General features: G+C 65.7%; 9 protein-coding genes. 4 read left to right on the top strand and 5 right to left on the bottom strand.

Annotated elements, in window-relative coordinates:
* Nucleotides 1-160: 160 nt before the first annotated feature.
* Nucleotides 161-3,718 (top strand): hybrid sensor histidine kinase/response regulator, encoded by a 3,558-nt coding sequence (locus EPB08_RS13170; protein WP_130619569.1) that lies wholly within the window; start codon nucleotides 161-163, stop codon nucleotides 3,716-3,718.
* A gap of 162 nt (nucleotides 3,719-3,880) precedes the next feature.
* On the opposite strand, the gene EPB08_RS13165 is transcribed toward EPB08_RS13170, so the two are convergent.
* Together EPB08_RS13165 and EPB08_RS13160 are read right to left on the bottom strand one after the other, a co-directional pair.
* Complete coding sequence (locus tag EPB08_RS13165) at nucleotides 3,881-4,303, bottom strand: DNA polymerase III subunit chi (protein ID WP_130619568.1); 423 nt, start codon at nucleotides 4,301-4,303, stop codon at nucleotides 3,881-3,883.
* A gap of 55 nt (nucleotides 4,304-4,358) precedes the next feature.
* Nucleotides 4,359-5,846: a leucyl aminopeptidase gene (locus tag EPB08_RS13160; RefSeq protein WP_130619567.1), complete on the bottom strand. Its 1,488-nt coding sequence runs from the start codon at nucleotides 5,844-5,846 to the stop codon at nucleotides 4,359-4,361.
* A 206-nt stretch (nucleotides 5,847-6,052) separates the two neighbouring features.
* On the opposite strand from EPB08_RS13160, the gene lptF reads away from it, so the two are divergent.
* Nucleotides 6,053-7,159, top strand: a complete 1,107-nt coding sequence (lptF, locus tag EPB08_RS13155; RefSeq protein ID WP_130619566.1) for an LPS export ABC transporter permease LptF — start codon at nucleotides 6,053-6,055, stop codon at nucleotides 7,157-7,159.
* A complete protein-coding gene (gene lptG / locus EPB08_RS13150; RefSeq protein ID WP_130619565.1) occupies nucleotides 7,159-8,259 on the top strand; it encodes an LPS export ABC transporter permease LptG in 1,101 nt (366 codons plus the stop codon). The genes lptF and lptG overlap by 1 nt, the downstream gene beginning before the upstream one ends.
* Before the next feature lie 887 nt (nucleotides 8,260-9,146).
* Here the strand turns inward: lptG and EPB08_RS13145 are convergent.
* Both EPB08_RS13145 and EPB08_RS13140 read right to left on the bottom strand, forming a co-directional pair.
* Nucleotides 9,147-10,895, bottom strand: a complete 1,749-nt coding sequence (locus EPB08_RS13145) for a glucan ABC transporter ATP-binding protein/ permease (RefSeq protein ID WP_130619564.1) — start codon at nucleotides 10,893-10,895, stop codon at nucleotides 9,147-9,149.
* 149 nt (nucleotides 10,896-11,044) lie between these two features.
* Complete coding sequence (locus EPB08_RS13140; protein WP_130619563.1) at nucleotides 11,045-11,323, bottom strand: HU family DNA-binding protein; 279 nt, start codon at nucleotides 11,321-11,323, stop codon at nucleotides 11,045-11,047.
* Nucleotides 11,324-11,457: 134 nt separating this feature from the next.
* Here EPB08_RS13140 and ltaE point away from each other — a divergent pair, with 134 nt between their 5' ends.
* The gene (ltaE, locus tag EPB08_RS13135; RefSeq protein ID WP_130619562.1) at nucleotides 11,458-12,474 is read left to right on the top strand and encodes a low-specificity L-threonine aldolase; all 1,017 of its coding nucleotides are present in this window, start codon (nucleotides 11,458-11,460) and stop codon (nucleotides 12,472-12,474) included.
* Between the two features lie 114 nt (nucleotides 12,475-12,588).
* On the opposite strand, the gene EPB08_RS13130 is transcribed toward ltaE, so the two are convergent.
* Nucleotides 12,589-13,851 (bottom strand): polyhydroxyalkanoate depolymerase, encoded by a 1,263-nt coding sequence (locus EPB08_RS13130; RefSeq protein ID WP_130619561.1) that lies wholly within the window; start codon nucleotides 13,849-13,851, stop codon nucleotides 12,589-12,591.
* Nucleotides 13,852-13,881: the final 30 nt, after the last annotated feature.

The raw sequence follows: 13,881 nt of genomic DNA, 5'->3' as shown, positions 1-13,881 counted from the left end.
GATCCGCCGGGGAGGCGCCAGCGGCGGCCGCGGAACGGATTGTTTCCGGAGCGGTGCCTTCACGGGATCTTGATGGGGCATCCGTCAGCGCTTTCGGGTTTGTCCCAAGCTCGTTCTGACATCGTCGGTCTGGCATGATCGATCCCTCTCGGGGGAGATCATGCTGCCGTCCTTGCTGTTCAGCGCGTTCCTGTTCGCGGGCCCGCTCGTTGCCACGCCCACCACCACGCCGGTCGTGGCGCAGGCGGCCATGGCTTTGCCGACACCGCAGTTCCGTCGCTACGGCACGGCCGAGGGTCTGCCCAGCAGCAGCGTGTACACCGTGGTGCAGGCGCCCGATGGCGTCATGTGGTTCGGCACCAAGAGCGGCATCGCGAGCTACGACGGTGTGAGCTTCAAGGTGTTCCGCCACGTGGTGGGCGATTCGCAGTCGCTGTTCAACAACGGCATCTCTTCGCTGATGTTCGATCGAGGTGGACGCCTGTGGGCGGCGGGACTGGAGGCGGGGCTCAACCGTTACGACGAGCGCTCCAATACCTTCCGCCACTGGGGACACGATCCTGCCGACCCGGCCAGCCTGGCCAGCGACAAGGCGTGGAGCCTGGCGCAGACCGATGACGGTTCACTGTGGGTGGGAACGGCCTCGGGCCTGGACCGCATGCGGCAGGATGGTCGCGGCTTCGACCACATCGTGGTCACCGGCACGCGGCCCGAAGAACTCGGCATCGTGGGTGCGTTGTTCGTCGACGGGCGCGGCCAGCTGTGGGTGGGCAGCGACAACGGCATTTTTCGTCGCGACGAAGCGGGCGACTTTCACCTGATCCACCCTGCAACGCCGGGGCAACCGCTGGATGCGTGGCGCATCGAAGGCGAGGGCGACGAGGTGCGCATCGCCTCCTCGTACGGCTTGTTCGTGGTGGGCGCCGATGACGTGGCGCGACAGATCGGGCGTGGCGAGCTGCCCGAGACCAACATCCTCAGCAGCATGCGTGACCGTGCCGGGCGATTGTGGGTCGGCACCCAGCGCGGCCTGTATCTGCAGAACGGCAAGGGTGCGCCCATCCAGCCTGTCACCGACGCGCCGGTATTGCACGGCAATCTGCCGGGTACCTGGGTGTGGCAGATCCACCCCGACAACGAGGGTGGCCTGTGGATCGCGTTGTTCGATGGCGGCGTGGGCTATCTCGCGCCGGGCTGGAATGGCGTCAGTCGCTTCACCCACATCCCTGACGACGACAGCAGCCTGCGCGATTCGGTGGCCTCGTCGGTGGCCCGCGGCAGCGACGGTTCGATCTGGGTCGGCGAACGCAACGGTCGCGTGGATCAGCTGACGCCTGCCACGGGCAAGGTCGAGCACGTACTGTCGGGCCTGCGTGGCGACGTGCTGGGCATGACCGAGGATCGACCGGGACGCCTGTGGCTGACGGTGCAGGGCGCGTTGTTCCGTTATGTCGACGGCAAGCTGGACCAGGTGCCCGCCAGCGGACGCGGCATGAAGCATCCGCTGGAGGTGGAGCTGGGCCCGGACGGCAAGCTGTATGCGCGCACGTTCGGGGAAGGCCTGTACCGCATCGACCAGGACACGCTGGAGGTGACGCCGGTGGCTGTCCTTCCCGCGCAGGAAAAGGCCCGCTGGGGAAGCCAGCTCACGTTGAAGGATGCCGCGTTCTGGTACGCCAGCGACGGCGGCATGCTGCGCCTGGACCGCAACCACGATCATTTCGAGCCGGTGCCAGGCGTGGACAACAGCCAGGCGGTGGATGCCTTCGATTTCACCGACGATGGTCTGTGGATGGCGCGCCCGACCGGCCTCGAGCTGTACCACAACACGGCGAACGGCCTCGCGCTCGATCGGAAGGTGGATGCGGCGCACGGCTGGCCGTCCATCAACGTGGTGGATCTTGCGGTGGACAAGCATCGCCGCGTGTGGATCTTCGGTCGCGACGGCTTGTGGCGGTTCGATCCCGCCACCGGGCGCTTCCACGAACTGGGTTTACAGGACGGCCTGAGCAACGGTGAATTCCTGCGCGGCTTCGGCCGCATGGCGGACGGCACCATCTATGCGCCGACGCTTGGCGGCGTGATGGCCTTCAATCCCAATCGCATCGACGAGCACGTGTCGCCGCCGCCGGTGTCGATCACGCATATCGTCGTGCGTCGCCACGGCGTGGTGCAGGACCTGTCACTACCGGCCTCCGGCGGACTTTCGCTAGGTTGGCGGGACAGCGGCCTGGTGATCGAAGCGCGCGTGTTCTCGTACGTGGATCCGGCGGCGAACCGCTATCGCTTTCGCCTGCACGGACTCGATGCCGGCTGGGTGGATATGGGTGGTCGCGGTGAGCGCGATTTCGCCGGCCTCGGGCATGGCGACTACACGCTCGAAGTGACGGCGGCCGGCGCCGACGGCGTGTGGTCGCAGCTTTCGCAGCCGTTGAAGATTCACGTGCAGGCGCCGCCGTGGCTGCGCTGGTGGGCATGGTGCAGCTATGTGCTGCTGGTGTTGTTGCTGGTGTGGGGTGCGCTCAAGGCGTGGCGTCGTCGCCTGGCCCAGCGTCACCAGATCCAGCTGGCCGAACAGCGCAGCCGTCTGGCCGAGCAGGCGAGCGCGGCGAAGACCCAGTTCCTCGCCACGCTGAGTCATGAGATACGCACGCCGATGACGGGCGTGATGGGCATGGCGGAGTTGCTGCTGAGTACGCCGCTCAATGCCACGCAGCGCGAGTACGCCGAGGCCATGCAGCGTTCCGGCGGCATGCTGCTCAAGCTGCTGAACGACGCACTGGACCTGGCCCGCATCGAGGCCGGCAAGCTGGAGCTCGAGAACGCACCGTTCGATCCACGCACGCTGGTCGAGGACGTCGCGCAACTGGAGCTGGGGCAGGCACGCGCGAAGGGGCTGCGCTTCGAGATCGACATGCCGGCGGACCTGCCGCATCGCATGGTCGGCGATGCGCTGCGCATCAAGCAGGTGCTGCTGAATCTTGCCAATAACGCGCTGAAGTTCACCGAGCGCGGCGGCGTCACGTTGCGCGTGCGGCGCACCGACGATGGCCTGCGCTTCAGCATCATCGATACCGGTCCCGGCATCCCCGAGGCCAGCCAGGCGCGGCTATTCCAGCGCTTCGAACAAGTGACCGGTCCTCAGCGCCGCGCCGGTAGCGGCCTGGGCCTGGCGATCTGTCGCGAGCTGGTCGCCATGATGGGTGGCAGCATCGAGCTGGAGTCCAAGGTCGCCTTTGGCAGCACCTTCCATGTGCGCCTGCCGCTGGCTGTTGCCCAGGAGCCGGCGCCCGCGACGGCTGCACCGGGAGAGACCGCAACAGGGCGTGGACTTGAAGTGTTGCTGGTGGAGGACGACGCCATCGTGGCAGCGGTGATCCGTGGCCTGCTGGAACGCGCGGGCCACGTGGTGCACTACGTAGGCAACGGCCTGGCCGCGCTGGCCGAACTCGCGCAGGCGCCATGCGACATCATCCTGCTGGACCTGGACCTGCCCGGCATCGACGGCTTCCAGATCGCGCGCCTGATCCGCCAGCGCGAAGAGCCGGGCCAGCACGTGCCGATCGTGGCGATTACCGCGCGATCCGGTGGCGATGAGGAAACGCGTGCGCATGCGGCGGGCATGGATGGTTTCCTGCGCAAGCCGCTGAGCGGCGAGCAGTTGCAGGATGCGATCAACGAGCAGATGGCGGCTCGCATTGATGAGGCGACCTCATAGGCCCTCGCCTGTGCGCATTTGTAGGAGCGCACCCAGTGCGCGAAAAGCCTGCCCCGGAGAGAACGCCACGTCGTGGCGACATCGCTGCTCTGCGGTCGCGCACTGGGTGCGCTCCTACGAAAGCCGGTGTGGCGAAAAGAGAAGGGCGCCGAAGCGCCCTTTCTACATGTCGAACTTGTTGACCTCGAAGCCGCGACGCTTGTATTCGGTCCAGCGTACCCGCGAGCCATCGCGCTCGGCGGGGTCGGCGGCCACCACTTCCAGCACACGGTCGTAGCGGCCAGGAGCGCACTCCTCGCGCAGGTTGATCTGCAATGGCCGGTCGGCGGGCTCCATGCCGGGCGGCACGATCAGCACGGCGGTGAACTCGTCATCGTCATCGCCCGCGAGCTGATGCGAGATGAAGCCGTCCTGGTCGAATTCCCACAGCAGTTCGTCGATGGCTTCGGCCTGCGCGAAATCGCGCGCGAGGATCAGCATCGGTTGCTGCGCGGCAAAGCCGCGCTTGGCCAGCTCGCATACCAGCAGCAGCGGCTGTTCGCGGAAGCGCGGCTTGTCGATCAGGTAGAAGTCGGCGCGAGGCATGGCGTAAGCCTTGTGGGTTCGCCCTTCCGGCGTTGGCCGGAAGGGCGTCGAGGGATCAGGCGGCGCGATCGATCAGCCACTGCACCAGCAGCGGCACCGGGCGGCCCGTGGCCATGCCCTTGCGGCCTTCGTCCCATGCCGTGCCGGCGATATCCAGGTGTGCCCAGCGCTGGCCTTCGGTGAAGCGCGCCAGGAAGCAGCCTGCGGTGACGGCGCCGGCATTCTTGCCGCCGATGTTGGCGACGTCGGCGAAGCCCGATTCCAGCTGCACCTGGTAGTCGTCCCACAGCGGCAGGCGCCATGCGCGATCCAGCGTGTGCTCACCGGCGGCGAGCAGCTCGGCGGCGAGGTCGTCGTGCTTGCTCATCAGGCCGCTGGCGTGCTTGCCCAGCGCGATCACGCAGGCACCGGTAAGCGTGGCGGCGTCGATCAGCACCTTCGGCTGGTACGTCTGCGCGGTGTAGGTCAGCGCATCGCACAGGATCAGGCGGCCTTCCGCATCGGTGTTGAGCACTTCGATGGTGAGACCGGACAGGCTGGTGAGCACGTCGCCCGGGCGATAGGCGTCGCCGTCGGGCATGTTTTCCACGGCCGGCACCACGCACACCAGGTTCACCGGCAGGCCCAGCTTCACCGTGGCGACGAAGCTGCCGAGCATGCCGGCAGCGCCGCCCATGTCGTACTTCATTTCTTCCATGCCCGGGCCGGGCTTGAGGCTGATGCCGCCGGTGTCGAAGGTGATGCCCTTGCCGACGAAGGCGTACGGCTTGTCGCCTTCCACGCCGCCCTTGTACTCGAGGATCACGAGCTTGGGCTTGTTGGCCGAGCCGCGACCGACGGCGAGCAGCGAGCCGAAGCCCAGTTCGCCCATCTTCTCGTCGTCAAGCACGGTGCAGCTCACCTTGTCGTGCGCGGCAGCGAACTGCTCGGCCTGCGCGGCGATGTAGGCGGGGTTGCAGATGTTCGGCGGCAGGTTGGCGAGTTCGCGCGCGAAGCGCACGCCTTCGGCAATGCCGGCGGCCTGCTGCAGGCCGGCCTGCGCGTCGTCGCCCGCGACGAAGGTGATGGCGCCCAGCTCCGGCTGAGCGCTCTTTTCGCGCGGCTTGAAGGTGGCGGTGTAGCGATAGGCGGCGTAGTCGGCGCCCAGGGCGGCGGTGCGCACGCGCCAGGCGGCGTCATGGCCGGGCACGTCGACTTCGGCCAGGTACGACACGGCGCTGTCGATCGGCAGGCGACCCAGCGCACGCGCGGCCTCGATGGTCACCTTCTGATAGCGTGCACCATCGAAGGTCTTCTGCGTTCCCAGTCCGACCACCAGCACACGCTTGGCTGCGATGCCCTCGGGCGCGAACAGCACGGCCGTGGTGCCGGCCTTGCCGGTGATGTCGCCGCTCTCGACCTGGCGCTTGATCGCGCCATGCGCGGCGGTGTCCACGCGGGCAGCGGCGCTGGTGAGCATGCCGTTCTCGTACACGCCGACCACCACGCAGGGGGTTTCGACGGTTTCGGGAGCGGCGGAGCCGAGGCTGAACTGGAGAGTCATATCGTGTCCTGCAGAAAGGTCCGGAAAGGCCCGGACAGGCTAGACTTGGGGTTTGCCGGGCCCCGGGAAGGGCGGCGCCAAGCCCTTCATCTTATCCCATGTCGAGGACCTGTCCCCATGAGCGGGGCGAGAGCGCTTACACTTCACCGTTATTTGTCACCCCGCGGGCGGCGTTGCCGTGCGGGCCAATGCGTGCGTGAGGGCCGGTGCTAAGCATCCTCGATCGTTATTTCCTGCGTGAGCTGGCTCAGAGCGTAGCCGCCACTGCCATCGTGCTGCTGGCCATCATGTCCGGCATCTCGTTTGCGCACGTGCTGCAGCAGGTGGCCAATGGCAGTTTCCCGGCCAGCGTGATGTTCCAGGTGCTGGGCCTGAACATGCTGGATGGCCTCACCACGCTGCTGCCGCTGTCGGCCTTCCTCGGCGTGCTGCTCGCCCTCGGTCGCATGTGGCGCGAGAGCGAAATGCACGTGCTGGCATCCTCGGGCATGGGCGCCTCGGGCCTGCTGCGCCCGATGTCGATCCTCGCCGCGAGCATCGCCCTGCTGGTCGGCCTCGTGTCGCTGTGGCTGGGGCCGTGGGCGGCGCGCACCTCCGACCAGTTGGTGGCGGCAGCGAACCGGTCGGTGATCGCCGCCGGCCTGGATGCCGGCCGCTTCACCGAGCTGCCGGGCAAGGGCGGCATCATCTTCGTCGATCAGCTCAGCCGCGACGGCAGCACGCTGGGCAACACGTTCATCGCCACCGAACGTATCGGCAAGGACAACGTTCCGCATATCAAGCTGGTGACCGGCAAGCGTGGCCAGCTCTATCAGGAGACCGACGGCAGCGGCCGCTTCCTGGCGCTGTGGAACGGCTTCCAGTACGACATCCCGCTGGGTGCGGACAACTGGCGCAAGATGCAGTACGAGCGCAACGACGCGTCGCTGTCCAACGTGCAGTCGGATACGGACGATGAAGATCCCGCGCACTCGCTCACCACGATGGCCCTGCTGCGTACCGACAACCCGGATACGCGCGCGGAGTTCGCGTGGCGCACCATCGCTCCGGCGATGACGCTGGTGCTGTTGACGCTGGCGTTGCCGCTGTCGCGCCAGAGCCCGCGCGAACCGCGCTTCGGGCGCCTGTTGCTGGCCGTGCTCGCGTTCTACTGCTATTACCTGATGATGGCGCTGTGTCGTGGCCAGCTCATCAAGGGTCACTGGCATCACTCGGGACCGATGTGGATGCTGTCGCTGATCGTGTTCGGCATTGCCGCCTGGATGTTCCGTAGCCAGTATGTCGAGCGCAAGCCGCGAAGGGCGGGTGCCTGATGGCCGCGTTGCGCGTCAAGCGTGTCGACTGGCTGGTTGGTACGACCGTACTGGCATCGATCCTGATGGTATGGCTGGTGATCACCGGCCTCGATGCCGTGGTCCAGCTCATGCGCCAGCTCGGCAACGTGGGCAAGAACGGCTACACCGTGACCAATGCCGTGATCTACGTGCTGGTGACCTTTCCACGTCGCCTTTACGAGATGTTCGGCAATGCGGCGCTGATCGGCGGCCTGCTGGGTCTTGGCGGCCTGGCGTCTACCAACGAGCTCACCGCCCTGCGCGCCTGCGGCCTTTCCAAGCTGCGCATCGCCGTCTCGGCGGTGGGCGTGGTGGCCATCCTCATCTTCGGTGTGGTGATCCTGGGCGAGACGGCTGCGCCGTGGGGCGACCAGAAAGCGCAGGCCATGCAGTTGCGCATGCGCTCAAACAACGTGGGCATGGGCGGCGCTTCCGGCCTGTGGGCGCGCGACGGTGCGCGCATCATCAACGCCAAGGGCGTGACGGTGAGGCGTACCGAGACGCACAGCGTCGTGCAGCTGCATGACGTACGCGTGTTCACGCTGACGCCTGATGGCCAGGTGGCACGCTTCGACTGGGCGCAGACCGCGGAGCACGATGGCCACCAGTGGCTGATGAACCAGGTGCGCAGCACCACGCTCGACGACAAGGGCACCCACAGCACGACAGTCGCCAATGAGCGCTGGGATTCGAGGCTCAATCCGCAGGTGCTGGAGCTGTCGGTGATCCAGCCGCAGTACCAGCCGATGCGCGACCTTCGTCGCAACATCACCTATCTGGAACAGAACGGCCAGAACCCTGGCGCCTACGCCAACGCCTTCTGGGGCCGCGCGCTGTATCCGCTCAACGTGCTGGTGCTGGTGCTGTGCGCGATGCCGTTCTCGTTCGGCACGCTGCGCTCGGGTGGCCTGGGCAAGCGCATGTTCATCGGCATGCTGCTGGCGATCGGCTGGTACTTCCTGCAGAAGGCCATGGTGAGCTTCGGCACGGTGTATGGCGTGCCGCCGTTGATGGCGAACTTGTTGCCTGCTGTGATCCTGGCGGTGATTGCCTGGTTGTATTTCAGGAAGCACGGGTAGCTGACCGGGTTTTCGTTTTGCGAGAGGGGCGGTGGCGACACTGCCCTTTTTGTTGGTGCGTATTTTTGTGTATGGCGCACCTTGCGAGTGAGCACTTTTTGTCTCGGTCTTTATGCTTGTCATTCCTGCGAAAGCAGTAGGTGCTTCACAACAGCGAAGCTGGTCGTGCAGGGGCTTTGGCCTACGGTTGCCGTGGTTTTGCCAGGTTGCCGCTTACGCAGCGGGCGTTTCGATCGTCTGCCGACGCTCGAGTCACTTTTCTTTTGCTGGTCCAAAAGAAAAGTAACCCAAAGAAAACGACCTTCAGAGCCAGAGCTGGCAGCACTCCGCAGGGAAAGGCCTTGGAGGTTCCGGAGCCCGGATTGCGACCGCCTCCGCCGCCGTCGAGAGGCTACACCGCCACGCGCAAATGCGCTGAGGACTTAAAGCCGCACCCGCTTCGCTCCCTCTCCCCTCCGGGGAGAGGGCTGGGGTGAGGGGTCAATCTAGCGAGTGCACTCCAAAGGCACCCAGGCCGGCTTTAAGCCCTCAGCGCTTCGGCGCGTGGCGGTGTAGCCGCTCCCTTGGAGGTAGCACGTCCCTGATTCGGCTTGCCTAAGTCATCCGGCGCTTCTATCCCGCATACCGCTATGAGCCCTGGCTCTAAAGGCCATTTTCTTTGGGTTACTTTTCTTTTGGGCCAGCAAAAGAAAAGTGACTCGAACTCCGGCAGGAGATCGAAACGCCCGCCGCGTCCCACAGGGACTAGCATTGCGTCGTAGGCGGCAACCTGGCGGGAACGGAGCTACCGAAGGCAAAACCGTAGTCTCAGACAAAAAGCCCAAAAACATGCAGCCGGAGCGAGAGACGACCGCGCCCCGTTCACATCCCCAAAGGGAAGCAAACAGCTACCCCTCCACTACCTCCGCATCAGGCGCAAACTTCCCATCCTCCGCCAGACGCGCAAACAACCCACCCAGACGAATCAGTTCGTCGAACCTGCCTTGCTCCACCAACCGCCCCTGATCCAGCACAAGGATCAAATCCGCATCCCGCACCGTCGACAAACGATGCGCAATCACGAACGTGGTGCGCCCCTTGGTCAGCCGATCCAGCGCACGCTGGATGCGCGCCTCGGTCGCGTTGTCGAGTGCGCTGGTGGCTTCGTCAAGTATCAGGATGGGTGCATCCTTCAGCATGGCGCGGGCGATGGCCAGGCGTTGGCGCTCGCCACCGGAAAGTGAGCGGCCGCGCTCGGCGACCAAGGTCTCCAACCCCTCGGGTTTGCGCGAAATGAAGGTGGCTGCTTCCGCGGCCGCGACGGCGTTCTCGATTGAAGCTGCATCCGCCTCGGGATCACCCACGCGCAGGTTTTCGAGAATCGAGCGATAGAACATGCCCGCGTCCTGGAACACCACGCCGATGTTCCTGCGCAGCGATTCCAGCGTCACCTCGCGCACATCATGGCCATCGATGGTGACGCGCCCTTCGGATGGATCGTAGGCGCGGTAGAGCAGGCTGAGCGCGGTGCTCTTGCCGGCGCCGGTCGGGCCTACCAGGGCGATGGTGCTGCCGGGCGGCGCGCGGAAGCTCAGGCCATGCAGGGCAGGCTGCACCGGGTCGTAACCGAAGCTCACGTGTTCGAATACAACGTCGCCTTGCACACGTGGCAAAACGATCGCGCCCGGGCGGTCCTCGATCTCCGACTGTCGGTCGAGCACGGTGAAGAAATCGCGCAGTGACTGCGACTGGAAGAACAGGTTCGAAAGGAAGGTGGCGAACTGCTCCAGTCGCCCGATCAGCAGCATCGAGAAACCCACGAAACTGACGATGCCACCGACGCTGATTTCGCCGCGCGCATGCAGTGCGGCACCGACGGCGAAGATCGCCACGATGGTCAGCGTACTGGCTGCCCGGTTGAGTACCGAAAGGATCGCCCAGCCGCGCAGCACGGGATACTGCGCATTGAGCGTGCGGGTCATCAGTTCGTGCAGGGCGCGCGATTCGGCGGCCAGCCGCGTGAAGCTCTGCACCACGGTGACGTTGCCGAACACGTCGCCGGCGCGCGTGGCGATTTCATGGTGGAGTTCCTCTACTTCGCCCTGCGCCTTGTGCGTGCGTTGCACCGCGACGGCGTTGAAGATGGAGAAGCACAGCAGGAGCGCCATCATCAGCAGCGCGAGCTTCCAGTTCAGCCACAGGGCAACCGGAATCATCACGATGATCGACAGCAATGTCGCCAGGTGCTCGCGGAAAAAGCTCAGCCACAGGTTGAACAGGTTGCTGACGCCGACGTTCATGATGCGTGACAGGCGGCCCGTGTGGTATTCGCCGTGGAAGGACAATGGCATCGATGCGGCATGTTCGAAGAACAGCGCGATGGCGGCGAGCCGGCGCCGGTGTGCCAGCCGATCCGCATGCAGCGACACCCACACATTGGCGAGTACGCCCGCGAAACCGACGCCGGCCCAGAGGCCAATCAACCGCGCAGCGCGCCCGTTGTCCGCCGACAACGCGTCGACCACGCGGCCAAAAAGTACCGGTTCCAGGAAGAACACGCCGGCCAACGCCAGGTTCGCCAGCGCCAGCGTGATTGCCAGCCGACGTTCGGGCGCCAGCAGCCCGATGACGCGCAGGTACAGACGCATGAACGACATGAGCACGGCTCCTTGTACATCCCGAGCGGATGGCGCCGATGGGAAAGGCTAGCCCAATCGCCGTGGCTCTGCCTCGCGGGTGCCACGTGGCCCTGCACGGCATCCCGGAGGCGTCAGCCATCGGGATGCCGGGACAGCGCGTGTCGCCGCTACAGGCCCTTCTTCCGGCCGAAGCCGAGCTTGTCGCGGAGGGTATCTTCGAGGACTTTCTCAAAAGCCTTGAGGATGTCCTGGCATGCCTGTTCGCTGGCTCCCGTTCGTCTGGCCATTTCGGCGATGACGCGGGCGTGGTTGTGGCGGGTACCTTTGAAGGCGCCGGTCAGTGCATCGCCGCAGACGTCCTCGAAGGCTTCCAGTGCCTTCTCGCATACAGGCGTCGCCAGCCCGGTCATTGCGGCGACTTGCCCAACCACATCCTTCCTGTTCATGGTGGTGATCTCCTTGTGAGTGCCAAGGAGGAAGCATGGTGCGGGACAGTGGCGCAGGCGTTGATCTGAAAGCGGCTTGCCTAGCGGCCGACAAGTGCGCAAGCTGGCCGTCTGTATTCCGACGAGCGACCACCGTGGACACGATCGACCTGCGCAGCGACACCGTCACCCGCCCCACGCCTGCCATGCGAGCCGCGATGATCGATGCGGCCGTGGGCGATGACGTGTACGGCGAGGATCCCACCGTCAATGCCTTCCAGCAGCAGGTGGCCGATGATCTGGGCTTCGAGGCCGGCCTGTTCGTACCCACGGGCACGCAATCGAACCTGCTCGCGCTGATGTCGCATTGCGAGCGTGGTGACGAGTACCTGGTGGGCGCGGATGCGCACACCTACAAGTTCGAAGGCGGCGGTGCGGCGGTGCTGGGCTCGATCCAGCCGCAGCCGATTCCGCACGACGTCGATGGAACCCTGCCGCTCGACAAGCTGGCCGCAGCGGTCAAGCCGGTTGATCCGCATTTTGCCCGCACGCGGCTGCTGGCACTGGAAAACACCTGGCATGGCCGCGTGCTGCCGGCGGATTACCTGCGTGCCGCGCACGATTTTGCGCGTGCCCGTGGCCTCGGGCTGCATCTCGATGGTGCGCGCCTGTTCAACGCGGCGGTCGCCAGTGGCGTGAAGGCCCGCGAGATCGCCCAGTACTTCGACAGCGTGTCGGTGTGTTTTTCCAAGGGCCTGGGTGCGCCCGTGGGCTCGGTGCTGGTGGGCTCGCAGGCATTGATCGAGAAGGCGAGGCGCTGGCGCAAGGTGGCCGGTGGCGGCTGGCGCCAGGCCGGCTTGTTGGCGGCGGCCGCGCAGCATGCGCTGGACCATCACGTGGATCGCCTGGCCGAGGATCATGCGCGTGCGGTCATGCTGGCGGCGGGACTGGGTGACGTTCCCGGCGTGAAGTTGCTTGGACAGTTCACCAACATGGTGTTCATCGATGTGCCGGCGGATCGCCTGCGCGAACTGGACGCCCATCTGCGGGCGGACGGCATACGCATCAGCATCGGCTACCTGCCGACGCTGCGCCTGGTCACGCACCTGGATATCGATGACGAAGGTGTCGCGCGCACGGTGGCGGCGTTCCGCACCTTCTTCGCGCGCTGAGACGGTGCTCCATCCCATGTAGGAGCGCACCCAGTGCGCGAAAAGCCGACGGAGCGGTGATGCCGCAATCTGCGTTCGCGCACTGGGTGCGCTCCTACAGGGAAGAACGCGGGGTCAGGCGCTCTGCTTCACCGGCTTGTTGAACTTGCGGATGAAGTCGCGCACTTCCGGATAAACCGTCTGGCGCCAGCGGCGTCCGCTGAAGATGCCGTAATGGCCGGCACCTTCGACCACGCGGTGCGCGCGGCGCTTGGCCGGAATGCCGCTGCACAGGTCATGCGCGGCCTCGGTCTGCCCCAGGCCGGCGATATCGTCCAGTTCGCCTTCCACGGTGAACAGGGCGGTGTTCTTGATGGTCTCGGGTCGCACGCGCTCGCCGGAAACGTCCCACAGGCCGCGCGGCAGCAGGAACTGCTGGAACACGGTGGCGATGGTGTCCAGGTAGTACTCGGCCGGCATGTCCAGCACGGCGTTGTACTCGTCGTAGAACTTGCGGTGCGCCTCGGCGTCGTCCTGGTCGCCGCGCAGCAGGTTCTCGTAGAAGTCCCAATGCGAATTGAGGTGGCGGCCCGGGTTCATCGCGATGAAGCCCGCGTGCTGCAGGAAGCCGGGGTACACCTCGCGCCCGCTGCCCGGATAGTTCGCCGGCACGGTATGGATCACGTTGCCCTTGAACCAGCTCAACGGGCGCGTGGTGGCGAGGTTGTTGACGCCGGTGGGATTGCTGCGCGGTTCGATCGGCCCGCCCATCATGGTCATGCTGAGCGGCGTGTCCTCGCCGCGCGCGGCCATCAACGACACCGCGGCGAGTACCGGCACGGTAGGCTGGCACACCGAGACCACGTGCACGTTGCGCGCGCCGATATGGCGGATGAATGCCTCGATGTAGGCGACGTAGTCGTCGAGGCGGAACGCACCTTCGCTGGCCGGCACCATGCGCGCGTCCACCCAGTCGGTGATGTACACCTTGTGGTCCTGCAGCAGGGTACGCACGGTGTCGCGCAGCAAGGTGGCGTGGTGGCCGGACAACGGAGCGACCACCAGCACGGCGGGGTCGTTCTTCATCTTTTCGATGGTGTCCGGATCGTCGCTGAAGCGCTTGAAGCGCTTGAGCTGGCAGAACGGCCTGTCCAGCACCACGCGCTCGATCACGGCGATTTCCTGGCCGTGCGCCGTCACCTGCGGGAGGTTGAAGGCGGGCTTCTCGTACTCCTTGCCCAACCGGTGCAGCAGCTCATAACCGGCGGCCAGTCGATCCGCGCCCGGGACGTGCGAGAACGGGCTCGTGACGTCGCTGAACATCTTGGCGCTGGCTTCGGCGTAGTGGCTGAGTGGGCCAAGGATGGCGCGCTGCCACTCATGAATCTGATAGAGCATGCGGTGGAACCGGAAGCGACGGAATGCCGC

It is taken from the genome of Dyella amyloliquefaciens, from assembly GCF_004296575.1.
GTDB lineage: Bacteria > Pseudomonadota > Gammaproteobacteria > Xanthomonadales > Rhodanobacteraceae > Dyella > Dyella amyloliquefaciens.
The sequence above is the reverse complement of the archived record's forward strand: the minus strand, read 5'-3'. Positions and strand labels throughout refer to the sequence as shown.

Excerpts from the sequence above, each read along its gene's own strand:
- EPB08_RS13170 (WP_130619569.1), top strand. The coding sequence starts at position 161 with ATGCTGCCGTCCTTGCTGTTCAGCGCGTTCCTGTTCGCGGGCCCGCTC.
- EPB08_RS13165 (WP_130619568.1), bottom strand. The coding sequence starts at position 4,303 with ATGCCTCGCGCCGACTTCTACCTGATCGACAAGCCGCGCTTCCGCGAA.
- EPB08_RS13160 (WP_130619567.1), bottom strand. The coding sequence starts at position 5,846 with ATGACTCTCCAGTTCAGCCTCGGCTCCGCCGCTCCCGAAACCGTCGAA.
- lptG (WP_130619565.1), top strand. The coding sequence starts at position 7,159 with ATGGCCGCGTTGCGCGTCAAGCGTGTCGACTGGCTGGTTGGTACGACC.
- EPB08_RS13145 (WP_130619564.1), bottom strand. The coding sequence starts at position 10,895 with ATGTCGTTCATGCGTCTGTACCTGCGCGTCATCGGGCTGCTGGCGCCC.
- EPB08_RS13140 (WP_130619563.1), bottom strand. The coding sequence starts at position 11,323 with ATGAACAGGAAGGATGTGGTTGGGCAAGTCGCCGCAATGACCGGGCTG.
- EPB08_RS13130 (WP_130619561.1), bottom strand. The coding sequence starts at position 13,851 with ATGCTCTATCAGATTCATGAGTGGCAGCGCGCCATCCTTGGCCCACTC.